Source organism: Citrobacter sp. JUb117, from assembly GCF_024809055.1.
Taxonomy (GTDB): Bacteria; Pseudomonadota; Gammaproteobacteria; order Enterobacterales; family Enterobacteriaceae; genus Citrobacter; species Citrobacter gillenii.
Window position 1 is genome coordinate 120169 of sequence record NZ_JANUFB010000007.1, and the last position, 21792, is coordinate 141960.

At 53.4% G+C, this 21792-nt stretch carries 22 protein-coding genes; 15 read left to right on the top strand and 7 right to left on the bottom strand.

Features of this window, described 5'->3' with window-relative positions:
* Nucleotides 1-3 precede the first annotated feature (3 nt).
* Entirely contained in the window at nt 4-1107 is a 1104-nt protein-coding gene (locus tag M2374_RS16985) for a DUF1615 domain-containing protein (protein WP_181688428.1), read from the top strand.
* On the opposite strand, the gene M2374_RS16990 is transcribed toward M2374_RS16985, so the two are convergent.
* Nucleotides 1092-1415: a DUF2755 family protein gene (locus M2374_RS16990; protein WP_115259259.1), complete on the bottom strand. Its 324-nt coding sequence runs from the start codon at nt 1413-1415 to the stop codon at nt 1092-1094. The genes M2374_RS16985 and M2374_RS16990 overlap by 16 nt on opposite strands.
* Nucleotides 1416-1680: 265 nt before the next feature.
* On the opposite strand from M2374_RS16990, the gene M2374_RS16995 reads away from it, so the two are divergent.
* Nucleotides 1681-1899 (top strand): DUF2754 domain-containing protein, encoded by a 219-nt coding sequence (locus tag M2374_RS16995; protein ID WP_115259258.1) that lies wholly within the window; start codon nt 1681-1683, stop codon nt 1897-1899.
* A 23-nt stretch (nt 1900-1922) separates the two neighbouring features.
* On the opposite strand, the gene ddlA is transcribed toward M2374_RS16995, so the two are convergent.
* Entirely contained in the window at nt 1923-3017 is a 1095-nt protein-coding gene (gene ddlA / locus M2374_RS17000; protein ID WP_096759461.1) for a D-alanine--D-alanine ligase, read from the bottom strand.
* A 301-nt stretch (nt 3018-3318) separates the two neighbouring features.
* On the opposite strand from ddlA, the gene M2374_RS17005 reads away from it, so the two are divergent.
* From M2374_RS17005 to adrA, 5 genes are all read left to right on the top strand, one after another.
* A complete protein-coding gene (locus M2374_RS17005; protein ID WP_181629257.1) occupies nt 3319-4515 on the top strand; it encodes a multidrug efflux MFS transporter in 1197 nt (398 codons plus the stop codon).
* A gap of 248 nt (nt 4516-4763) precedes the next feature.
* Complete coding sequence (locus M2374_RS17010; RefSeq protein ID WP_096758113.1) at nt 4764-5006, top strand: sigma-S stabilization anti-adapter protein IraP; 243 nt, start codon at nt 4764-4766, stop codon at nt 5004-5006.
* A 106-nt stretch (nt 5007-5112) separates the two neighbouring features.
* Entirely contained in the window at nt 5113-6528 is a 1416-nt protein-coding gene (phoA, locus tag M2374_RS17015; RefSeq protein ID WP_181499032.1) for an alkaline phosphatase, read from the top strand.
* A 97-nt stretch (nt 6529-6625) separates the two neighbouring features.
* On the top strand, nt 6626-6946 hold the full coding sequence (psiF, locus tag M2374_RS17020) for a phosphate starvation-inducible protein PsiF (protein WP_096758111.1): 321 nt from the start codon (nt 6626-6628) through the stop codon (nt 6944-6946).
* A gap of 99 nt (nt 6947-7045) precedes the next feature.
* Entirely contained in the window at nt 7046-8161 is a 1116-nt protein-coding gene (gene adrA, locus M2374_RS17025) for a diguanylate cyclase AdrA (protein WP_115259256.1), read from the top strand.
* A 15-nt stretch (nt 8162-8176) separates the two neighbouring features.
* Here the strand turns inward: adrA and proC are convergent, their stop codons facing one another.
* The gene (proC, locus tag M2374_RS17030) at nt 8177-8986 is read right to left on the bottom strand and encodes a pyrroline-5-carboxylate reductase (protein ID WP_096758109.1); all 810 of its coding nucleotides are present in this window, start codon (nt 8984-8986) and stop codon (nt 8177-8179) included.
* A 181-nt stretch (nt 8987-9167) separates the two neighbouring features.
* Here proC and M2374_RS17035 point away from each other — a divergent pair, with 181 nt between their 5' ends.
* The 5 genes from M2374_RS17035 to ppnP all read left to right on the top strand — a co-directional run bounded on the left by M2374_RS17035 (nt 9168) and on the right by ppnP (nt 11819).
* Complete coding sequence (locus M2374_RS17035; RefSeq protein ID WP_096758108.1) at nt 9168-9623, top strand: YaiI/YqxD family protein; 456 nt, start codon at nt 9168-9170, stop codon at nt 9621-9623.
* A 185-nt stretch (nt 9624-9808) separates the two neighbouring features.
* Nucleotides 9809-10354 (top strand): shikimate kinase AroL, encoded by a 546-nt coding sequence (gene aroL / locus M2374_RS17040; protein WP_115259255.1) that lies wholly within the window; start codon nt 9809-9811, stop codon nt 10352-10354.
* A 26-nt stretch (nt 10355-10380) separates the two neighbouring features.
* Nucleotides 10381-10572, top strand: coding sequence for a protein YaiA (gene yaiA / locus M2374_RS17045; protein WP_096758106.1), 192 nt, complete (start codon nt 10381-10383; stop codon nt 10570-10572).
* Between the two features lie 213 nt (nt 10573-10785).
* Nucleotides 10786-11463, top strand: coding sequence for an AroM family protein (locus M2374_RS17050; RefSeq protein ID WP_181688427.1), 678 nt, complete (start codon nt 10786-10788; stop codon nt 11461-11463).
* Nucleotides 11464-11534: 71 nt separating this feature from the next.
* A complete protein-coding gene (ppnP, locus tag M2374_RS17055) occupies nt 11535-11819 on the top strand; it encodes a pyrimidine/purine nucleoside phosphorylase (RefSeq protein WP_181688426.1) in 285 nt (94 codons plus the stop codon).
* Between the two features lie 53 nt (nt 11820-11872).
* Here ppnP and rdgC read toward each other — a convergent pair whose 3' ends face one another.
* Complete coding sequence (gene rdgC / locus M2374_RS17060) at nt 11873-12784, bottom strand: recombination-associated protein RdgC (RefSeq protein ID WP_137362723.1); 912 nt, start codon at nt 12782-12784, stop codon at nt 11873-11875.
* Nucleotides 12785-12909: 125 nt separating this feature from the next.
* On the opposite strand from rdgC, the gene mak reads away from it, so the two are divergent.
* Entirely contained in the window at nt 12910-13818 is a 909-nt protein-coding gene (mak, locus tag M2374_RS17065) for a fructokinase (RefSeq protein ID WP_181631511.1), read from the top strand.
* Nucleotides 13819-13823: 5 nt separating this feature from the next.
* On the opposite strand, the gene araJ is transcribed toward mak, so the two are convergent.
* The 3 genes from araJ to sbcD form a co-directional block, all read right to left on the bottom strand.
* Nucleotides 13824-15008 (bottom strand): MFS transporter AraJ, encoded by a 1185-nt coding sequence (araJ, locus tag M2374_RS17070; RefSeq protein ID WP_153879404.1) that lies wholly within the window; start codon nt 15006-15008, stop codon nt 13824-13826.
* A 193-nt stretch (nt 15009-15201) separates the two neighbouring features.
* Nucleotides 15202-18333 carry an exonuclease subunit SbcC gene (sbcC, locus tag M2374_RS17075; RefSeq protein WP_181688425.1) on the bottom strand — a complete coding sequence of 1044 codons (3132 nt, stop codon included), beginning with the start codon at nt 18331-18333 and terminating at the stop codon, nt 15202-15204.
* The gene (gene sbcD / locus M2374_RS17080; RefSeq protein ID WP_115259250.1) at nt 18330-19532 is read right to left on the bottom strand and encodes an exonuclease subunit SbcD; all 1203 of its coding nucleotides are present in this window, start codon (nt 19530-19532) and stop codon (nt 18330-18332) included. The genes sbcC and sbcD overlap by 4 nt, the downstream gene beginning before the upstream one ends.
* 192 nt (nt 19533-19724) lie before the next feature.
* Here sbcD and phoB point away from each other — a divergent pair, with 192 nt between their 5' ends.
* Entirely contained in the window at nt 19725-20414 is a 690-nt protein-coding gene (gene phoB, locus M2374_RS17085; protein WP_096758099.1) for a phosphate response regulator transcription factor PhoB, read from the top strand.
* Nucleotides 20415-20464: 50 nt separating this feature from the next.
* Entirely contained in the window at nt 20465-21760 is a 1296-nt protein-coding gene (gene phoR / locus M2374_RS17090; RefSeq protein ID WP_096759459.1) for a phosphate regulon sensor histidine kinase PhoR, read from the top strand.
* The last annotated feature ends 32 nt before the right edge of the window (nt 21761-21792 follow it).

Genomic DNA, 21792 nt, shown 5'->3' on the forward strand with positions numbered 1-21792 from the left:
GTTATGTCGACGGTTTCCCGTCTTTACCCCTGGTCTTGTCTGGCGGCGTTGGTGCTGGTGGGATGCAGTAGCCAGTCTTCGCAGCCGTTAAAAAAAGGGGAGAAAGCCGTCGATGTGGCGAGCGTGGTCCGTCAGAAGATGCCGGCCAGCGTGAAGGACAGAGACGCCTGGGCGCAGGATCTGGCCAGGACGTTTGAAAGCCAGAAGCTGGCACCGACGGTTGAGAATGTCTGTTCGGTGCTGGCGGTAGCGCAGCAGGAGTCTAACTATCAGGCGGACCCGGCGGTACCGGGCTTAAATAAAATAGCCTGGAAAGAGATCGACCGCCGCGCTGAGCGCATGCATATTCCGCTGTTTGTGGTGCACACCGCGCTGAAGATTAACTCGCCGACCGGCAAAACCTACAGCGAGCGTCTGGATTCGGTAAAAACGGAAAAGCAGCTTAGCGCTATTTTTGATGATTTTATCAATATGGTGCAGATGGGGCAGACGCTATTCGGTTCGCTTAATCCGGTGCATACAGGCGGTCCGATGCAGGTCAGCATCGCGTTTGCTGAACAACACGCTTCAGGCTATCCGTGGAAAATGGCGGGGACGGTACGTCAGGAAGTCTTCACCCGTCGTGGTGGGCTGTGGTTCGGGACCTATCATTTGCTGAATTACCCGGCGAACTATAGCGCGCCTATCTTCCGTTTCGCTGATTTTAATGCGGGCTGGTACGCCAGTCGTAATGCGGCTTTCCAGAACGCGGTGACTAAGGCCAGCGGCGTGAAACTGGCGTTGGACGGTGATTTGATTCGCTATGACAGCAACGATCCAGGCAAAACAGAGCTGGCGGTACGTAAGCTGGCCGGGAAGCTGGACATGAGCGAGAGTGATATCCATCGGCAGTTGCAAAAAGGTGACAGCCTCGCGTTTGAAGAGACCGCGTTGTACAAGAACGTGTATAAGCTAGCGGAAGCGAAAACGGGCAAAACCTTACCCCGCGAAATGCTGCCGGGTATTCAGCTCGAAAGTCCAAAGATTACCCGTAATCTGACCACCGCGTGGTTTGCGAAACGGGTGGATGAGCGACGGGTAAAATGTATGGGTCAGTCATCTTTGTGATGGCGTTGGCGCCAGTGCAACACGGCTGCGATGGTGCCAAGAATCAGACCGCCGACCAGGAAGGGAATCAAACCAAAAATTGTTCCTACGCCCAACCCGATCTCGATGTGCGGGCGTCCGCTCTCCTGCATTTGCAGTTGCATTAGCTGTTCATAAATACCGGGTGCGTGAGCCAGTAGGGTTAATACCTGCGCCCCGACCCAAAAGCAAAACAGCACAAAGACGGCATAGACAATGTTGCCGGTCAGCGAGGAGGGATCCCGATGCTTGCCCTTAAACGGGAATTTTGAGAGCGTAAAATCAGCCATAAAGACCTCCAGCAACAACCTGCTTTTCTTGACGTAATGCCAGTAACTGACAGTGAGTCTGACAGGTGATCGGGATTGTCAATATCAGAATGATGGTAATTTCAGCCAGGGATTATTCCTGGATTTCGTTTTTTTGCCTGTTGTCACAAATATGTAACCTTAAGTGAAATTAGATTACATCTAAGAAATTCTGCCTACGCCACAGACCGCCAGAGAGAAATGTGCGAGGATGCGTCTTTATAACGTTGTGATCCCCGGAGCTGTTATGAACCTGCCTGTAAAACTTCGCCGCGACTGGCACTACTACGCGTTTGCTATTGGGCTTATCTTTATTCTCAACGGGGTGGTGGGATTACTGGGATTTGAAGCGAAGGGGTGGCAAACCTATGCGGTGGGGCTGGTTACCTGGGTGATTAGCTTTTGGCTTGCCGGATTGATTATCCGCCGCCGCGCGGAAGATGACGAAACGCAGGATGCCCAATAGCTATCGGGCACCCTGGCGGGGGTTTACATACTGGTTTTCAGCGCGCTGTTTGCCGCATGACGCTCCAGCGCCAGTTCGATCAGACGGGTGATCAAATCGGTATAACCTAAGCCGCTCGCCTGCCACAGTTTTGGATACATACTGATATTGGTGAAGCCCGGTAGCGTGTTGATCTCGTTGATCACCACGTCATTTTCCGCGGTTAAGAACACATCTACGCGTGCCATGCCAGCGCAACCCAGCGTCTGGTAAGCCTGGATCGCTATCTCGCGGATCTTGTCGTTAATCTCCGGCGCAATGGCCGCCGGGACCACGACTTTGGCACCGTTATCGTCAATGTACTTGGTGTCATAGGCGTAAAAATCGCTGTTCAGAACGATTTCGCCACAGGTGCTGGCCTGCGGATGATCGTTCCCCAGCACCGCGCATTCGATCTCACGACCAACGACCCCTTGTTCCACCACCACTTTATGGTCGAACTCAAATGCCAGCGCCACGGCCTGGTTATATTGAGCTTCGTTGGTGACTTTGCTGACCCCAACGGACGAGCCCTGATTAGCCGGCTTGACGAACAGCGGCAGGCCCAGGCGCGATTCAACCTCTGCGAAGCTGATGCTATTACGATTAGCGCGGGTGAGCGTAATAAAGGGGGCAATGTTTAATCCGGCGTCGCGCAGCAGACGTTTAGTCACGTCTTTATCCATGCATGCCGCTGAGCCCAGCACGTCGGAACCGACGAACGGGAGATTTGCCACGCGCAGCATACCTTGCAGGGAACCATCTTCGCCCAACGTACCGTGCACAATCGGGAAAATAACATCGACGGTTTGCAGCGGCTGACCATTGTGCGCATCAATCAACTGGTGTTCTTGCTTTCCCGGTACCTGCGCCAGGCTGGTTGCCGAAGGACGCAGCGCAATACGCGCCGGGTCGTTGGCATTAAGTAGATAGTTGCTGGCATCGCTGACGTGCCATTGCCCTTCTTTATCAATACCTAACAGCACAACATCAAAGCGAGTCTTGTCGATGGCATCGACAATATTTTTTGCCGATTGCAATGACACTTCATGTTCTGCTGATTTACCACCAAATACGATTCCTACCCGCAACTTTGCCATCTTAAAAACCCATTCCATGAATGCAAAGCACATACATTACCACGACAAAACGCAGGATTCCTCGGCTTCTGGCAGAATGTTTTCGTGCGTCGCCAGGGAAAGGAAACTCACAAATCTGCGCTGGAGCCTCAAAGCATATTCCCCTGCAATAAATAGGGGTTATGTGTGATGAATATCACAAATATGATGAGCGGGGAGATAAAATACTAAACTGTGAGGTATCGCACCTCTGGGCCCTTGTCCGGACACGTAATTTGTTAAGCTGCTCGCAGTTTTCAGCTACTTATCGTTATGAGTCCCTATGGAATCCTGGAGAGTTAACCTTATTTCCGTTTGGTTCGGGTGCTTTTTTACCGGACTGGCGATCAGCCAAATCCTGCCTTTTTTACCGCTCTATGTTTCCCAGCTCGGGGTGACCTCGCATGAAGCGCTGTCGATGTGGTCCGGGTTAACGTTTAGCGTCACCTTTCTGATTTCCGCCATTGTTTCGCCGATGTGGGGCAGTTTAGCCGATCGTAAAGGGCGTAAGCTGATGCTGCTGCGCGCCTCGCTGGGGATGGCGATTGCGATTTTATTGCAGGCCTTTGCCACGAATGTCTGGCAGCTTTTCCTGCTGCGTGGTGTGATGGGATTAACGTCGGGATACATCCCCAATGCGATGGCGTTAGTGGCGTCGCAGGTTCCGCGTGAGCGCAGCGGTTGGGCGCTAAGTACGCTCTCTACGGCACAGATTAGCGGAGTGATTGGTGGGCCGCTGATGGGCGGTTTTATTGCCGACCACGTGGGCTTGCGCGCGGTATTTTGTATTACCGCCGGGCTGCTGGTGGTCAGTTTCTTGGTCACGCTATTCTTCATTAAAGAGGGTGTGCGCCCAACGATTAAAAAAAGTGAACGCTTAAGCGGCAAGGCTGTGTTCGCCTCGTTGCCTTATCCGGCGCTGGTGATCAGCCTGTTTTTTACTACCCTGGTTATCCAGTTGTGCAACGGATCAATTGGTCCCATTCTGGCACTGTTTATTAAATCGATGGTGCCGGACAGCGGCAATATTGCTTTTCTCAGCGGGCTGATTGCCTCGGTGCCTGGTATATCGGCGCTGATTTCAGCCCCCCGGCTGGGCAAATTAGGCGATCGGGTGGGAACTGAACGGATCCTCATGGCGACGCTTATCTTTGCCGTGGTGCTGTTTTTCGCCATGTCCTGGGTCACAACGCCGTTGCAGTTGGGGGTATTGCGTTTCCTGCTAGGCTTTGCCGATGGCGCAATGCTTCCTGCCGTGCAAACGCTACTGGTGAAATACTCCAGCGACCAGGTAACTGGGCGTATTTTTGGCTATAACCAGTCGTTTATGTATCTGGGCAACGTCGCCGGACCGTTAATGGGAGCCACCGTGTCGGCCATGGCGGGTTTTCGCTGGGTGTTTATCGCGACCGCGAGCATTGTGCTGATCAACATTTGGCAACTGGCTGTCGCGTTACGACGTCGGCGTCGCACGCGCTGAATGGCGAATAAACCCCGTTGGCTGTCAGCGGGGTTTATCCATAAGTTTGTATTATATTATTGGGTGATTATTAAGCTTCTCACCCTTTTATATTGAATAATTCTGTCGTAATTCCCAATTCATCTTATTTTGCGGTGTGATTGTTTTCGCAAAACGTTTTATTTCTGCTAAAAATACAACTTTCATCCCCTAGGCAGTTGGGAGCCATAATGCTACCGTGACCCATATTTTGTTAAGGGAATACACAAATGAAAAATCTCGTCACTGAGTTGTTACTTAAGCTCGCCCAAAAAGAAGAAGAGTCACAGGACCTCGCCGCGCAGGTAGAAACCTTAGAGCGCGTTATCATGGAAATGCTGCATACGATGGCGACGCATGAGCAGCAAACACTGATTCGTCATATTGAGGGCGCGCTGGCAGGCGTAAGCCGCATGCCAGCCTGTTTAACAACCTTGCATGACGTCGGCGAGAGGGTACCCAAAGCGTATTGAGGTTTGCGTAGCGCCTCACGACGTTGAATCATCATAAAAGTGTCACATCAAATACTTATAGTCGCTTTGTTTTAATTTTACCGTATTTATACATGGAGAAAATAAAGTGAAACAAAGCGCACTCGCTATTGCCCTGTTACCTTTGCTGTTTACCCCGGTTATTTATGCAGAATCATCTGCTGTGCCGGTTATGGATAATCGCGCCGCTCAGGGGGATATCACCACGCCGGGTGGCGCTCGCCGATTAGCAGGCGATCAAACGGCCGCTCTGCGTGATTCACTGATTAATAAACCGGCTAAAAATATTATTTTGCTGATCGGCGATGGTATGGGTGACTCAGAAATTACTGCAGCGCGAAATTATGCCGAAGGCGCGGGCGGCTTTTTTAAAGGGATTGATGCGCTACCCCTGACTGGACAATACACCCACTATTCGCTGGATAAGAAAACGGGTAAACCCGATTACGTGACAGATTCAGCGGCTTCGGCAACGGCGTGGACCACCGGGGTTAAATCCTATAATGGTGCGCTGGGCGTTGATATCCATGAAAAAGATCACGCCACGATTCTGGAAATGGCAAAAGCCGCAGGTCTGGCTACCGGCAACGTTTCTACTGCTGAATTACAGGATGCCACTCCGGCTGCGCTGGTTGCGCATGTGACGTCACGTAAATGCTACGGTCCGAGCGTGACCCGTGAAAAATGCCCGACTAATGCGCTGGAAAACGGCGGTAAAGGGTCAATCACTGAACAATTGTTGAATGCCCGTGCCGACGTCACGCTGGGGGGCGGGGCAAAAACGTTTGCTGAAACCGCTGCTGCGGGTGAATGGCAGGGCAAGACGCTGCGTGAGCAGGCGCAGATGCGTGGCTATCAGTTGGTGAGCGACGCCGCATCGCTTGCGGCAATCACTGACGCCAGTCAGGATAAACCGCTGCTGGGGTTGTTCTCTGAAGGTAATATGCCGGTGCGTTGGGAAGGACCAAAAGCCTCGTATCATGGCAACATTGATAAGCCGGCTGTGACCTGTACGCCAAATGCCAAACGCAACGACACGGTGCCGACGCTGGCACAGATGACGGATAAAGCGATTGAGCTGTTAAGCAAAAATGAAAAAGGCTTCTTCCTGCAGGTGGAAGGCGCGTCAATCGATAAACAGGATCATGCTGCTAACCCGTGCGGGCAGATTGGCGAAACGGTTGATCTGGACGAAGCCGTACAGCGCGCGCTGGCCTTTGCGAAGAAAGACGGTAATACGCTGGTGGTGGTAACCGCCGATCACGCGCATGCCAGCCAGATAGTGGCGCCAGATACCAAAGCGCCGGGCCTGACTCAGGCGCTGAACACCAAAGATGGCGCGGTGATGGTCATCAGCTACGGCAACTCTGAAGAAGAATCTCAGGAGCATACGGGCAGCCAACTGCGTATTGCTGCCTATGGGCCGCATGCGGCGAATGTGGTTGGCCTGACCGACCAGACCGATTTGTTCTACACCATGAAATCGGCCTTAGGGCTGAAATAAGTACACACCCGGCGGCATTACTTTTGCTGTCGGGTGGTTTTTTTATCGTTAGCAGCCAGACTTATCTGTGTCTCGTCGTTCAGAAAAGGAAGGTGCTATGAAAATATCATTAGTCATGACGTTGCTTTTTGGTCTGCTTTTTTTAGCGACTGTTGGCGCCGCCGAGAAAACGCTAACCCCGCAACAACAACGAATGACCACCTGTAACCAGCAGGCCACAGCGCAGACCTTAAAAGGGGATGCGCGTAAGAGCTATATGAGTGATTGCCTGAAAAACAGTAAATCGGCCCCCGAGGAAAAAAGCCTGACGCCACAGCAACAGAAGATGCGTGAATGTAATGTTCAGGCAACGGAACAGTCGCTGAAAGGTGATGATCGCAATAAATTTATGAGTGCCTGCCTGAAAAAAGCAGCGTAATTGCGTAGTACATAAGGGTGAGCAGCGAAATTCGCTCACCCGAAATATCATACTCCCGCGCACGTCCTCCTTTCTATAATTTGGGAAATTTGTTTCAGAATGTTCCTAAATACGATGAATGATGAAAGTTTCTATCAAAAAAAGGTCGTCCCAAATGAAGCGGTTTTATCGCTTCATCAAAATGACCATCAGCGCTCCGGACTGCGATTTGCCCGACGGATCAGGCTGCCGCGCGCGGTGGGACTGGGCGGGATGTTTTTCCCTATCGCGTCGGTCCTGGTGTCTCAGCCGATCACCGGAGGCTGGTGGCTTTTATTGGTAGGATGGGCTTTTGTCTGGCCGCATCTGGCATGGCAGTTGGCGGGCAAAGCAGATGACCCGATGCATAGCGAATTCACCAACTTAAAAGCCGATGCGATTCTGACCGGAATGTGGATAGGGCTGATGGGGGTAAACCTGCTACCGTCGACGGCCCTACTGATGATTATCTGTATCAACCTGATGGGCGCAGGGGGAATACGGTTATTCATCGCCGGTCTGGTGTTGACGATTGTCTCATGTCTGGTCACCCTGCAACTGACGGACATCCCCGTGGTGTTTAGCAGTACGCAACTGAGTGTGATGCTGTCGCTGCCGGTGTTGGTGTTGTATCCGCTGCTGTTTGCGTGGGTGAGCTATAAGACGGTCATCAAATTGGCTGAGCACAAACGTCGGTTGCAGGTGATGAGCACGCGAGATGGTATGACCGGTGTGTATAACCGACGTCATTGGGAGCTTTTGCTGCGCAATGAATTTGATAACTGCCGCCGTTATCAGCGCGACGCCACGTTACTGATTATCGATATCGACCACTTCAAAAGTATTAACGATACCTGGGGCCATGACGTTGGCGATGAGGCTATTGTCGCGCTAACGCGTCAGCTGCAGATGACGCTGCGCGGCAGCGATGTCATAGGGCGTTTTGGTGGCGATGAATTTGCTGTGATTATGTGCGGTACCCCGGCGAGCAGCGCCATCGCCGCCATGTCTCGTGTCCACGAACGACTCAGCCTATTGCGATTGTCCTGTGCTCCGCAGGTTGCTCTGCGTATCAGCGTCGGCGTCGCACCGCTGACTTCAGAAACGGAACACTATCGAGAATGGCTGAAATCGGCGGATATGGCGCTTTATAAAGCAAAGAATTCCGGACGTAACCGCACTGAAGCGGCGGCCTGACGTCCGGTTGCCCACTCAGGATTTGCTTAGTTTTTCCGACTGTTCCATGCACTTAACCATCGCTTCAATGACTGAAGAACGGAAACCACGGGCCTCCAGAACGCGCACGGCCTCAATGGTTGTTCCACCTGGTGAGCACACCATATCCTTCAGTTCTCCAGGATGTTTTCCTGTTTCGAGAACCATTTTTGCTGACCCCATCACCGCCTGTGCGGCGAATTTATACGCCTGCGCGCGGGGCATGCCGCCCTGGACGGCCGCATCAGCCATCGCTTCAATAAACATAAACACGTAGGCCGGCGCAGAACCGCTGACGCCGACGACCGGGTGAATCATCGATTCCGCAATCACTTCAGCTTCGCCAAAGCAGCGGAAAATATTTAATACGTCAGCCGTATCTTCCGGTGTCACCAGCGCGTTTGGCGTTACGGAGGTCATGCCCGCATTAACCAGCGACGGTGTGTTGGGCATCGCGCGGATAATTTTACGGTCATGACCCAGCGCGCGGGCAAGCTGATCGAGCGTGACGCCAGCGGCAATAGAGACGACCAGTGAATCTTTGTTCAGGCTGGAGGTGATTTCGCTCAGCACTTTAACCATGATGCCGGGTTTCACAGCACCAAAGACAATATCGGCAATTTGGGCGACTTCCTGCGCCGACTGCGCGGCGTTGATGCCGTACTGGTCGTGTAATGCGGCGACTTTATCAGGAGAGGGGGTATAGACCCAGATTTGTCCGGGGAGAACCTGACCACTGGCGATCATGCCTCCAAGAATGGCTTTGCCCATATTGCCGCAGCCGATAAAACCAATTTTCTTGTCCATCTTGTCACTCCCTATGCGTGATATTCATTGTTTTATACCCGTCATACTTTTGAATTACTTAGGGTATACCTGGGAAAGTTAAGCTTAGCGCGGAATGGATATGTTCAGAAGGAGAAACAGCACTTTGCCGGAAAGTAAAAGCACGAGACAATGTGCGATTGCACAGGAACCAGGAGGTGTTATGACAATATGGGTGGATGCGGATGCGTGTCCGAATGTGATTAAAGATATTTTGTACCGGGCTTCAGAGCGTATGCAGATGCCGCTGATTTTGGTCGCCAACCAGAGTTTGCGCGTGCCGCCTTCACGTTTTATCCGTACATTACGTGTTCCTGCCGGGTTTGATGTTGCCGATAACGAGATTGTGCGCCAGTGTAGCGCAGGCGATTTGGTGGTAACCGCGGATATACCGCTGGCTTCTGAAGTGATTGAAAAAGGGGCCGCGGCGCTGAATCCTCGTGGCGAACGCTATACCGAAGCCACCATCCGTGAACGTCTGATGATGCGTGATTTTATGGACACACTCCGTGCCAGTGGGATCCAGACCGGAGGCCCGGACACGCTTTCACCGCGCGACCGACAGCATTTTGCTGCTGAACTGGATAAGTGGTGGCTGGAAGTTCAGCGTAGAAAATAAAGACTGTAATTTATTTTTTACACTTTCATCATTGTGAAATCTTGTTATAGTGAGAATCAATGGGCTTTTTAGTCTGTGGTGGAACTTATTCTTTACGTTTTGGTGATGTACTAGTTTGATGGTATGATTATAACTTTAACAGCATCAGATCCCGCTTGTGGGCGGCTCTCTGGGGAATTTCTTCGATGACGCAACCTCTTTTTCTTGTTGGCCCGCGGGGGTGTGGTAAGACGACAACCGGTATGGCGCTGGCGAAAGCTATCGACTTCCAGTTTGTTGATACCGATCGCTGGTTGCAATCACATGTGCAAATGACCGTTGCCGAAATCGTTGAAAGAGAGGGGTGGGAAGGATTTCGCGCTCAGGAGACGACCGCTTTGCAGGCCGTGACCGGCCCCTCAACGGTTATTGCGACCGGTGGCGGCATTATTCTTACCGAATATAACCGTCACTACATGCGAAATAACGGCATGGTCATTTATTTAAGCGCGCCGGTCTCGGTACTGGTGAGTCGCCTGGAAGCCGCGCCTGAAGAAGGATTGCGCCCAACCTTAACCGGTAAACCGCTGACCGAAGAGGTGCAGGAAGTGCTTGAGCAACGCGACGAGCTGTATCGTCAAGCGGCGCACTTTATTGTTGATGCAACGCACGAACCCTCTCAGGTTGTGGCTGATATCCTGGCGATGATGTCCCAGGCTGCGCCGCGGTTGCAGGGTGGGGTCTATACTTAACGCTTATCCATTCAAAAGGAAGCGCTATGCCGACAAACCCCCCTTATCCACGTAAAGCGACGATTGTTACTGTTGAAAAAGGTACGCCAGGCCAGACGGTCACCTGGTATCAACTCCGCGCTGACCACCCGAAGCCGAATTCGTTGATTAGCGAACATCCGTCCGCGCAGGAAGCAATGGATGCCAAAAAACGCTATGAGGATCCGCAGAAAACCTGAGGTCGGACGCTGTCTGTGTCACATTTTTCGCACGTCTCTGGAGAGTGCGAAAAATGAAAAGTAAACGATAACAATAAATTATTAGAATGATTTGGAATCTTTACACAATGTATTGCTTATCTGCTGCTACGCTTTTGAACATTTATAGCGCAGGTCAGTGCCCGGCATTTATCCGGGAATTCACAGCAAAGTAAGAAGACGGTGGAGCAACACATGAGTACGTCGTTGGCTATCCTCACGATTGGCGTTGTGCCGATGTGTGAGGTATTACCGCTCCTGACGGAATATATTGATGAGCAACACATTACCCACCATAGTTTGCTAGGGCAGATGCGGCGGGAAGAGGTGATGGCCGAGTACGCCATCTCGCCGGGCGACGATGTGTTATTAACGCTGCTCAGTGACCAACAGTTGGCGCACGTTTCGCGCCAGAAAGTGGAACGCGCGCTGCAAGGTATCGTTGAGGTGCTGGATAATCAGGGTTTTGACGTCATTTTATTGATGAGCACTGCGGTCATTACTCGTCTGACGATCCGAAACGGCATCCTGCTGGAGCCCTTACGTATTATTCCCCCTCTGGTGGCGTCGATTGTCGACGGGCATCAGGTTGGTGTGATTGTACCCGTCACTGAATTACTCGTCGCCCAGACGCAGAAATGGCAGGTGCTACAAACGCCGCCAGTCTATGCCGTGGCCAATCCCATTGATGGCACCGAACAACAACTGATTGATGCTGGAAAGCAACTTCTTGAGCAAGGTGCCGACGTGATTATGCTCGACTGCCTGGGGTTTAATCAGCGTCATCGTGATGTACTGCAAAAATCACTCGACGTTCCGGTACTGTTGTCGAATGTGCTGATAGCCCGTCTGGCTTCGGAACTTCTGGCGTAATTTTGCGTGACAGAGGGAACGTCAGGCCCCTATATTGGTTGTTAACTTAATAACGAGATAGGGCCAGTGGTATGCTTCAAAGTAATGAATACTTTTCCGGCAAAGTAAAATCGATTGGTTTTACCAGCAGCAGTACTGGCCGCGCGAGCGTGGGTGTGATGGTGGAAGGCGAGTACACCTTTGGCACGGCGGCACCTGAAGAGATGACGGTGGTGAGTGGGGCATTGAATGTATTGCTGCCGGGCGAAACTGAGTGGAAAGTGTATGTTGCCGGGGAGATGTTTAACGTGCCTGGGCACAGTGAATTTCATCTGCAGGTCGCAGAGCCGACGTCCTATCTTTGCCGTTACCTGTAAGCGTAATATGCCGGATAAGCCGCTTGTGGCGTTATCCGGCAAGACTGATGCGCTTAGCGCTGTGCTTCGCCGCCTAATCCTTCCACCAGACTTTTGATCAATGCTGCCAGTTCACCGGTCATCAGGATGAAATCGGCATCAAAACGCTGACCGTAATCTTCTCTGTCGATATCTTCGTTCTGGTCGCGCAGCTCATCACAGAACTTCAGACGCTTAATCGAGCCATCGTCACACATCAAAAACTGAATGCGCTGCTGCCAGTCGAGAGCCAGCTTAGTGACGACTTTTCCGGCTTCAATGTGCACGGCGATCTCATCACTCACCAGGTCCTGTTTCTTCGCCCGGATCACACCACCGTCTTCCAGCATAGCTTTCAGTTCGGCTTCATCCAGCAACTGGAATCCCTGCGCAGTCGTCCCGGAACGGACCCATTCGGTGAGCGTGAGCTCTATCGGGTTTTCCAGGGTCAGCGGGACTACCGGCAATGAGCCCAGGCTTTTACGCAGCAGTGCCAGCGTATCTTCCGCTTTCTTAGCGCTCGCACAGTCGACGATGATCAAATCATTAACGGTGTCTATCCACATCATTGTCTGGCTAAAGCGGCTAAAGGCACGCGGCAGCAAGGAGTGCAACACTTCATCTTTCAGCGAGTCTTTCTCGGTCTTCTTGAGTTTGCGACCCTGCTCAGCTTCCAGCTTGAAGATTTTGGCTTCCAGTGCCTGCTTGATCACCGGCGACGGCAGAATTTTTTCTTCTTTGCGGGCGCAGATAATAATTTGGCCATTGTTGGAATGCGTCAATGCGTCGCTGTGCGATCCCATCGGCGGAACCCAGCCCATTTTTGCCATATCCTGGCTACCACAAGGGGTAAACGTCATTGAGGTAAGCTGTTTTTCCATCTCTTCGGCGCGCAAAGAAACATCGCGGCTAAGACGGTAAACCATTAAATTTTTGAACCACAGCATGATAATTTCCACGGCCTTGTCGTTAAATTCAGCGGGCATAATAACGAATTGTCGGCGGGCGTGCATTGCCTAACACCATGCTCGCCTCTACTCTGTTGATATTCCCAAAAAATGAGGACCAGTGTGTGCGTATAGGAATCGATTTAGGTGGTACCAAAACAGAAGTTATCGCGCTGAGTGATGCGGGGGAGCAACTTTTCCGCCATCGCCTGCCCACGCCGCGTGATGACTACCGGCAAACCATAGAAACTATTGCCGCACTGGTGGATATGGCGGAAAAAGCCACCGGACAGACCGGAACCGTTGGTATGGGGATCCCCGGATCGATTTCCCCTTACACGGGGGTGGTGAAGAATGCCAACTCAACCTGGCTCAATGGGCAGCCTTTTGACAAAGACTTAAGCGTGCGTCTGAACCGGGAGGTCCGTCTGGCTAACGATGCTAACTGCCTGGCGGTCTCTGAAGCGGTAGACGGCGCTGCGGCGGGCGCGCAAACGGTGTTCGCGGTGATTATCGGTACCGGCTGCGGCTCCGGGGTGGCGTTTAATGGTCGGGCGCATATCGGCGGCAACGGTACTGCGGGTGAGTGGGGGCATAATCCGCTGCCGTGGATGGACGAAGATGAATTGCGCTATCGGCAGGAAGTACCGTGTTACTGCGGGAAGCAAGGTTGTATTGAAACCTTCATCTCCGGGACCGGGTTCGCCACGGATTATCATCGCCTGAGCGGTAATAAACTGAAAGGTAGCGATATTATTCGGCTGGTGAGCGAAGGTGATGCGCTGGCGGAGCAGGCGTTACGCCGCTATGAATTGCGCCTGGCAAAATCGTTGGCTCATGTGGTGAACATCCTTGACCCGGACGTCATCGTGCTGGGGGGCGGGATGAGTAATGTCGACAGGTTGTATCAGACCGTTCCGTCATTGATTAAACAGTTCGTCTTTGGCAGTGAGTGTGAAACGCCTTTACGCAAGGCGTTGCACGGTGATTCCAGCGGGGTTCGCGGTGCGGCCTGGCTGTGGCCGCAGGGGTAATTTTGCTATGCCGGATGGCGCTTATCCGGCATACAATTTACGCCTGTAGGGCGGTTCAGACGCCCATACAGCAGCAGCGATGACATGGCGGAAAACGACAGCAGGGCCGCTGGGAGGGTTACGTAGTTGTAGGCAAAACCCAGCGTCAGCATCATGCCGCCGCAGTATGCGCCAACCGCGCTACCGAGGTTAAAGGCCATTTGCCCACCGGCGGCACCCAGCAGTTCGCCGCCTTTCGCATTTTGCAGCAGCAAAATTTGTAGCGGGGCCGACAGCGCAAACAGACCCGCGCAGCAAATAAAGGCGAAGGTCAGCGACGCGGCTTTCATATCGCCGACGAAAAACAGCATCACCAGGGCCAGCACAATCACGAAGTCGGTCACCACCGCAATGCGCAGCGGCGTATAGCGGCCCGAAATCCGCCCACTCAGCAGATTGCCCAGCACCATGCCTAATCCAGCCAGCATCATGATGAAGGTCATCAGCGCTTCAGAAAAACCGGAGATATACATCATGTATGGCTTCACATAGCTAAACCAGGCGAACACGCCGGCGTTGCCAAACATCGTAGCGGAGAAAATAAGCCACGGTGCCGGGCTTTTCAGAAAGTGAAATTGCTCTCGCAGTTTGCCTTTTGCTTCGTCACTGATGTTGGGCACCCAGAAGGCAATCGACGCAATGACTGCAATGTTAAACACGGCGATCAGCAAAAAGGTGTAGCGCCAGCTAAATGCCTGACTCAGCCAGGTACCGACGGGAATGCCAATCAGGTTGGCGACGGTCATCCCACTGACCATGCCAGCGACAGCGGCGGTGACTTTCCCCGGGCGTGCGAGTTTAGTCAGAATAATGGCCCCGACGCCAAAGAATGCGCCGTGCGGAAAACCGGAAACCAGCCTGCCGACCGCCAGCATAAAATAGGATGAGGAGAGGGTGAAGATGGCGTTACCTATTACACACAACGTGACCAGAAACAGCAGAATATGTTTCAGCGAAAAGCGGTTGGAAAAGATCGCAATAATCGGCGCACCCAGCACCACGCCGAAGGCGTAAAACGAAATCATGTGGCCCGCCGCAGGAATGGAAATTCCTACATCTCGCGCCAGCTCGGTTAACACACCCATGATGCCAAACTCGGCCATGCCCAGCCCAAACGTCCCGAGGGCTAAAGAGAAAATCACTTTTTTCATACGACCTGCCAGCAATATCAGCGCAGATGTGCGCCACAGCGGCGAACGTTCGCCGCCAATAAGAGCATAGCTTGCGGATAAGTGAAATGAAATGCCATTTCATATCCGTCTCTGAGTATGCAATATTATGCTACATATTGTGCCGGATGGCGCTAACGCTTATCCGGCCTGTGAAGCCGCACCCGTCTGTCGACTACTCCACCGCAAACATCTTGTCGAGTTTGCTATAACCCAGCCCGTTGATTTTCTTCACCTTGATTTGCACCGGAATGCGCTCTTTCATGGCCTCGACGTGGCTTATAACGCCAATGGTTTTGCCGGTGGCATTTAGCGCATCCAGCGCGTCCAACGCGGTATCCAGCGTTTCGCTGTCCAGCGTGCCAAAACCTTCATCAAGGAACAGGGAGTCAATGCGCGTTTTGTGGCTGACCAGATCGGACAGTGCCAGGGCCAGGGCCAGACTTACCAGGAAGCTTTCACCGCCGGACAGCGTGCGGGTATCGCGAACGGCGTCGGCTTGCCAGGTATCAACCACTTCCAGCTCCAGCGCTTCGCTGGCTTTTCGCTGTAGCAGATAGCGACCGTGCAGGCGGGTCAGTTGATTGTTAGCCAACCACACCAGGTTATCTAGCGTCAGGCCTTGGGCAAACTTGCGGAATTTATCCCCTTCTTTCGAGCCAATCAGCGCATTCAGATAGCCCCAGTCTTCGACCTGGCTGGCCGCCTCTTTAATCTGCTGCATTAATGCCTGCTGACGCTGGCGGTTATCGCTGTCCTGCTTAAGCTGCTGGCGTAACTCCCCCTGTTGGGTGGTGTTCTCTCGCAGTTGTTGCGCCAGTTGTTGCAGCCGGGCTTGCAGGGTTTGTGCGTCGGCGTCCAGCCCCTCCGGGCGCAGCGCCTGATGCGTCTGCAGTTGTTGGCTGGCTTGCCCGGACAGCGCCGTTGCCTGCTGCGATTGATTTTCCAGCGTCTGTTTTAACTGCTCAAGGCGGCGGACGGTGTCGTCGTCCAGCAGCGCGGCAAGGAACGCCTCTTGATCGGCAAAGCAACTGGCCGCCAGGGCGGCGGTAAATTGCGCCTGCGACTGTTGCAAGCGTTCGCTTTCCAGCGTTTCCTGCTGTTGCTGTGCGGCAAGCTGGCTTTGCAGCGACACGCAGTCGTCGTGAATTTCGCGCCAGTTTTCAGGGATAACCGTTTCGGCTTCTGCGGTGTCCGTTGCCGGAAGCGTGTCGAGCAGCGGCTTCAGGGCGTGAATGCGTTCCTGAATCACGCCATGCTGCGTCTGTTTCTCCTGCCACTGCGCGAATTCGGTTTCGCGGGCGCTTAACCAGGCTGCCTCTGTGCCGTCTTCCGGTGCAGTCAGTGACAGCGCGGACAAGGCGCTTTCCAGCCCCTGATGCGTCGTCGCCAGCTGTTGTTGATACTGGCGTTCCTGTTGTTGCTGATCGTGTAACTGGTTTTCCAGCGTCAGGCGCTGGCTGAGCAGATAAAGCTGGCGCTCGTAGTGCTCCTGTTCGCCCATCCAGCCGGTAATATCCTCCTGAATATTCTGCGTAATATTCAGAGCGGTGCAAACGTCCTGCCACTCTTTAGTGAGTGCTTGCTCTTCCTGAGAGAGCGTCTGTATCTCTTCTGTCTCACGCTGGATTTGCTGTGTCAGGGCATTGACCTGCCCCAGAACCAGCAGACCTTCCTCTTTCAGTGCTGCGACTTCTTTGGCTAACTGGTCGCGACGTTGCTGGTTTGCACTCAGTTCCAGCGCCTGATACTCCGAGACCGCAGGATGTGCAGTAGAGCCGCATAACGGGCAGGGCTGTCCGGCCTGCAAAAGCGCGCGCTCTGCCTCCAGACTTTTGATTTTTTCTTCCTGTTTGCAGAGCGTTTCAACGTCCAGGTAGTGCTGATTTTTTTCTTTATATTGCTGTCGGCGTAGCGTGAGCGTTTCATTGAGCGCGGCCTGCTGCGCCTGCGCTTTTTGCACGCTTTCACCGTTCTGACGCAGACGTTTTTGCAACGGCTGATAGCGAGCATGAAGTGAGGTCAGACGCTGACGGAAAGCCCGTGATTGCGCTTGCTGTTCCATCGCGACCGCAACCTCATCCGCGGTGAGCGTCAGGGCATTTTCCGGCAACGCCGCCAGTTTCTGGCGTAACTCAGCGATACGGGCAGCGAGCGCCGTAAGCTGATGCTTATCGCGACTACGCTGAGAAAAAAGTGCGCGCCAGCCCGCAATCTCCTGGCCCCATAAGCGGAATCGATCATGCTCCGCCAACCACTGCGCCAGTGCGGTAAGTTCGGTCTGAAGTTGCTCGTGGCTGCGCAGTGCACCGTTGCGGATGCGCGCGCGCAGCGAGGTTTTAGCGTGTAAGCGAGTATTTACTTCAATGATCCGCTGCTTTGTTTGCGCCAGGCGTGCAGTCTGCTCCTGCTGGCGATCCCACAGTGGACGAAGCTGGTTGGCAGGCTGAGCGAGCTGGAGTCTTGCCAGCTCAGGCGCGGCGTCCGCAAGCGCCTGTTGGGCCTGCTGCGCTAAGCTAGCCACGCGCTGCTGTTCACGAACCAGTTCTTCGCTGCGCGTAACCCATTGAAAATCTTTCTGCTGATGTTGCTGCTGCGCCAGCAAAATTTTTTCTTCGTCAGTAAGTACCTGCAAACTTTGCTGCAACTGCTGTTGCTGCTCTTCGCTTAACAGTACGACACCCGCCGCCTGCGCTTCGCATATTTCGAGCGTATTGCGCGCCGCTTTGTGTTTTTCAAACACCATTGCCGAAATTTGTCCGTAGATTTCGGTGCCGGTCAGCTCTTCCAGCAGCTCAGCGCGCTCCTTGGGTTTGGCGTTAAGGAAGGCGGCAAATTGCCCCTGCGACAGCAGCATCGAACGCGTAAACCGTCCGTAATCCAGCCCGGTGAGCGTGGCGGTCATGTCCAGTTTATCTTTGATTTTATCGGCGAGGATTTTTCCGTCGGCGCAGCGGGCAAGTTCCACGCGCGGGACCTGCAGATTGCCGTCAGGCTGATTACGCGCCCGATTCTGGCTCCAGAACGCGCGGTAGGCTTCGCCTTTAACTTCGAACTCGACCTCTGCCAGACACTCGGCGGTGTCGCGGGTCATCAGGTCGTTTTGCGACTGTGATACGGTATTCAGGCGCGGTGTCTCGTGGTACAGCGCGAGACAAATCGCATCAAGCAGGGTGGTTTTTCCGGCCCCTGTAGGCCCGGTGATGGCAAACAGACCGTTGCTGGCAAAAGGCTCTGCCGTGAAGTCGACTTTCCATTCCCCTTTCAGGGAGTTGAGGTTTTTCAGGCGCAGGCTAAGAATTTTCATGCGTCAGCCTCCCCGGCAAGCGTCTGTAACGTGTCATTAAACAGCTGATTAAGACGTTCCCGCCTCGGCGCTTCCAGTTCCTCCAGCGCCAGACGGCGGTCAAAGACTTCCGTCACGCTCAGTTCGCTCAGCGTTTCACGCCGCTCATTGGCCATAATACGCTCGCGCTGCTCCCGACTGCGGCGCACCAGCAGAACCTCTACCGGCAGGTCTTCCGTCAACGCCTGAATTTTGCGCTGCATGTCGTGCAGGTAATCGTCGGTGGTGATTTCAATATCTAACCAGACGGGCGTTTGTAGCTCTACATCGCGCCATTGCTCAAGCTGGGCGGTAATGGCGGCTAAATCGCCTTTCAATACTGCCAGCGGCTGCGTGACCGGTACGGTGAGATTGTCGACGGTATGTAGCTTGCCGTCTTCGAAGCTCACCAGATGCACGCCTTTGCTTTTGCCACATTCGTCAAAACTGAGGGCAATCGGCGAGCCACAGTAGCGAATATGTTCTGTTCCGCCGATGACCTGCGCCCGGTGAATATGTCCCAACGCGATGTAATCTGCTGGCGGGAAATTCTGCGCCGGAAAGGCATCCAGTGTGCCAATATAAATGTCACGTACCGCGTCACTTTTGCTGGCACCGACGGTCGTCAGGTGCCCGGTTGCAATGATCGGCAGGTTGCGTTCACCGCGCAGTTCACAGGCGTCCAGGTACTGCTGCTGGTAATAGTCGGTAATTGCCCCCAGCAAATGCTGTTGTTTTTCGCTGCCGGTGAGTCCAGCCTGGCTGGTGATGATGTCGCGTGGGCGTAAAAAGGGAATCGGGCACAGCACGGCGCCTGGCGTGCCGTCGCGGCGTTTCAGTATTTGCGGTCCATGGCCTGCGCTGGCGACCACCGTGGTGTTCAGAAACGCCAAAATATCGCGTGATTCATTAAGCGTGGCGACCGAGTCATGGTTGCCTGCCAGCACCACCAGGTGGCAGCCTGTTTGCTGCAAATTGACGACAAAGCGGTTGTAAATCTCGCGGGCATAGCTCGGCGGTGAGCCGGTATCAAAAATATCGCCTGCCACAATAATGGCATCCACCTGATGGGATTGTGCGGTCTCCAGCAGCCAGTCAAGAAAGGCCTGATGCTCGGCGGCGCGGCTCTTGCTGTAGAAGTTTTGGCCCAGATGCCAGTCTGAGGTATGAAGGATGCGCATACGAGTTCCATGACGAAAAAGCAATGAGGGGGATTATACCCTTGCAATGGCGTGAATATCTTGTTTCCGGGCTGTCATAATTCAACAACATTGGTTAAGCCTGGACTATCTTTTTCATAAATCTGTCATAAATCTGACGCATAATGGCGGCGTATAGAGGGTATGAACGATTAAATTAAAACAGGGCAAATCATGGCGAGACGTATTCTGGTCGTAGAAGATGAAGCTCCAATTCGTGAAATGGTCTGCTTCGTGCTCGAGCAAAACGGGTTCCAACCTGTAGAAGCCGAAGACTATGACAGTGCGGTGAATCAACTCAATGAACCCTGGCCGGATCTTATCCTGCTTGACTGGATGCTTCCCGGTGGCTCGGGGTTACAGTTCATTAAACACCTCAAACGTGAAGCGATGACGCGGGACATCCCGGTGATGATGCTGACGGCAAGAGGTGATGAAGAAGATCGCGTACGTGGGCTGGAAACCGGTGCGGATGACTATATCACCAAGCCGTTTTCGCCGAAGGAGCTGGTGGCGCGCATTAAAGCCGTACTGCGTCGTATTTCACCAATGGCGGTTGAAGAAGTTATTGAGATGCAGGGGCTGAGCCTTGATCCCACCTCGCATCGTGTAATGACCGGCGAAGAACCGCTGGATATGGGGCCAACTGAGTTCAAACTGCTGCATTTCTTTATGACTCATCCTGAGCGCGTCTACAGCCGCGAACAACTACTTAATCATGTCTGGGGCACCAACGTGTACGTAGAAGACCGGACGGTTGACGTGCATATCCGCCGCTTGCGTAAGGCGCTGGAGCACAGCGGCCACGATCGCATGGTGCAGACGGTACGCGGAACGGGATACCGTTTTTCAACCCGCTTCTGACCGGCACGGAAAATAGCCCATTAGATCAAGTTGTATAGGGAGTGCGACGTTTGCTGGAACGATTGTCATGGAAAAGGCTGGTACTGGAGCTGATACTTTGCTGCATTCCGGCTTTTATCCTTAGTGCTTTTTTCGGTTATCTGCCGTGGTTTTTACTGGCATCGGTAACGGGTCTGCTTATCTGGCATTTCTGGAATTTACTGCGTTTGTCCTGGTGGCTGTGGGTCGACAGGAGTATGACGCCTCCGCCGGGGCGGGGCAGTTGGGAACCGCTGCTTTACGGCCTGCATCAAATGCAACTGCGTAACAAAAAACGCCGCCGCGAACTGGGTAATCTGATTAAGCGTTTTCGCAGCGGGGCTGAATCGCTGCCTGATGCGGTGGTACTGACCACCGAAGAGGGTGGGATTTTCTGGTGTAACGGCCTGGCACAGCAGGTTCTGGGACTGCGTTGGCCGGACGATAGTGGGCAAAATATTCTTAACCTGCTTCGCTACCCGGAATTTACCTCATACCTGAAAACGCGCGACTTTAGTCGGCCAATTAATTTGGTACTTAATACCGGGCGGCATCTGGAAATTAGGGTGATGCCGTATACCGACAAGCAGTTGCTGATGGTGGCGCGCGATGTCACGCAGATGCACCAACTGGAAGGCGCGCGGCGTAATTTCTTTGCCAACGCCAGCCACGAGTTGCGTACGCCGCTGACGGTGCTGCAAGGTTATCTGGAGATGATGCAGGAGCATCCCCTGGAAGGGGCAACGCGAGAGAAAGCGCTGGATACCATGCGTGAGCAAACGCAGCGTATGGAAGGGCTGGTGAAACAGTTGCTGACGCTATCGAAAATAGAAGCCGCACCGACACTGCCGCAGAATGAAAAAGTAGATGTGCCGATGATACTGCGCGTGGCTGAGCACGAAGCACAAACGCTGAGCCAGAATAAACACACGTTTACCTTCGACGTGGATAATCGCCTGAGCGTGATGGGTAACGAGGAGCAACTGCGTAGCGCAATCTCGAATCTTATCTATAACGCGGTGAACCATACGCCGGCGGGAACGCACATCACCGTGCGCTGGCAGCGGGCGACGGCAGGAGCCGAGTTCAGCGTCGAAGATAATGGGCCAGGGATTGCGCCTGAGCACATTCCTCGTTTGACCGAGCGTTTCTATCGCGTGGATAAAGCGCGATCGCGGCAAACGGGCGGTAGCGGGCTGGGGCTGGCTATTGTGAAGCATGCTTTAAATCATCACGACAGCCGATTGAATATCGAGAGTACGCCGGGCAAAGGGACGCGGTTTAGCTTTGTGCTGGCGGAACGTTTACTTGCCAAAAGTAACGATTGAGGCGTATCCGTAAGATTATCTTTCCAAAAGCC

Excerpts from the sequence above, each read along its gene's own strand:
- sbcC (WP_181688425.1), bottom strand. The coding sequence starts at position 18,333 with ATGAAAATTCTTAGCCTGCGCCTGAAAAACCTCAACTCCCTGAAAGGG.
- M2374_RS17010 (WP_096758113.1), top strand. The coding sequence starts at position 4,764 with ATGAAAAATCTCGTCACTGAGTTGTTACTTAAGCTCGCCCAAAAAGAA.
- ppnP (WP_181688426.1), top strand. The coding sequence starts at position 11,535 with ATGCTTCAAAGTAATGAATACTTTTCCGGCAAAGTAAAATCGATTGGT.
- araJ (WP_153879404.1), bottom strand. The coding sequence starts at position 15,008 with ATGAAAAAAGTGATTTTCTCTTTAGCCCTCGGGACGTTTGGGCTGGGC.
- phoB (WP_096758099.1), top strand. The coding sequence starts at position 19,725 with ATGGCGAGACGTATTCTGGTCGTAGAAGATGAAGCTCCAATTCGTGAA.
- M2374_RS17050 (WP_181688427.1), top strand. The coding sequence starts at position 10,786 with ATGAGTACGTCGTTGGCTATCCTCACGATTGGCGTTGTGCCGATGTGT.
- M2374_RS17005 (WP_181629257.1), top strand. The coding sequence starts at position 3,319 with ATGGAATCCTGGAGAGTTAACCTTATTTCCGTTTGGTTCGGGTGCTTT.
- M2374_RS17035 (WP_096758108.1), top strand. The coding sequence starts at position 9,168 with ATGACAATATGGGTGGATGCGGATGCGTGTCCGAATGTGATTAAAGAT.
- M2374_RS16990 (WP_115259259.1), bottom strand. The coding sequence starts at position 1,415 with ATGGCTGATTTTACGCTCTCAAAATTCCCGTTTAAGGGCAAGCATCGG.
- adrA (WP_115259256.1), top strand. The coding sequence starts at position 7,046 with ATGTTCCTAAATACGATGAATGATGAAAGTTTCTATCAAAAAAAGGTC.
- sbcD (WP_115259250.1), bottom strand. The coding sequence starts at position 19,532 with ATGCGCATCCTTCATACCTCAGACTGGCATCTGGGCCAAAACTTCTAC.
- M2374_RS16995 (WP_115259258.1), top strand. The coding sequence starts at position 1,681 with ATGAACCTGCCTGTAAAACTTCGCCGCGACTGGCACTACTACGCGTTT.
- aroL (WP_115259255.1), top strand. The coding sequence starts at position 9,809 with ATGACGCAACCTCTTTTTCTTGTTGGCCCGCGGGGGTGTGGTAAGACG.
- M2374_RS16985 (WP_181688428.1), top strand. The coding sequence starts at position 4 with ATGTCGACGGTTTCCCGTCTTTACCCCTGGTCTTGTCTGGCGGCGTTG.
- ddlA (WP_096759461.1), bottom strand. The coding sequence starts at position 3,017 with ATGGCAAAGTTGCGGGTAGGAATCGTATTTGGTGGTAAATCAGCAGAA.
- yaiA (WP_096758106.1), top strand. The coding sequence starts at position 10,381 with ATGCCGACAAACCCCCCTTATCCACGTAAAGCGACGATTGTTACTGTT.
- psiF (WP_096758111.1), top strand. The coding sequence starts at position 6,626 with ATGAAAATATCATTAGTCATGACGTTGCTTTTTGGTCTGCTTTTTTTA.
- proC (WP_096758109.1), bottom strand. The coding sequence starts at position 8,986 with ATGGACAAGAAAATTGGTTTTATCGGCTGCGGCAATATGGGCAAAGCC.
- rdgC (WP_137362723.1), bottom strand. The coding sequence starts at position 12,784 with ATGCTGTGGTTCAAAAATTTAATGGTTTACCGTCTTAGCCGCGATGTT.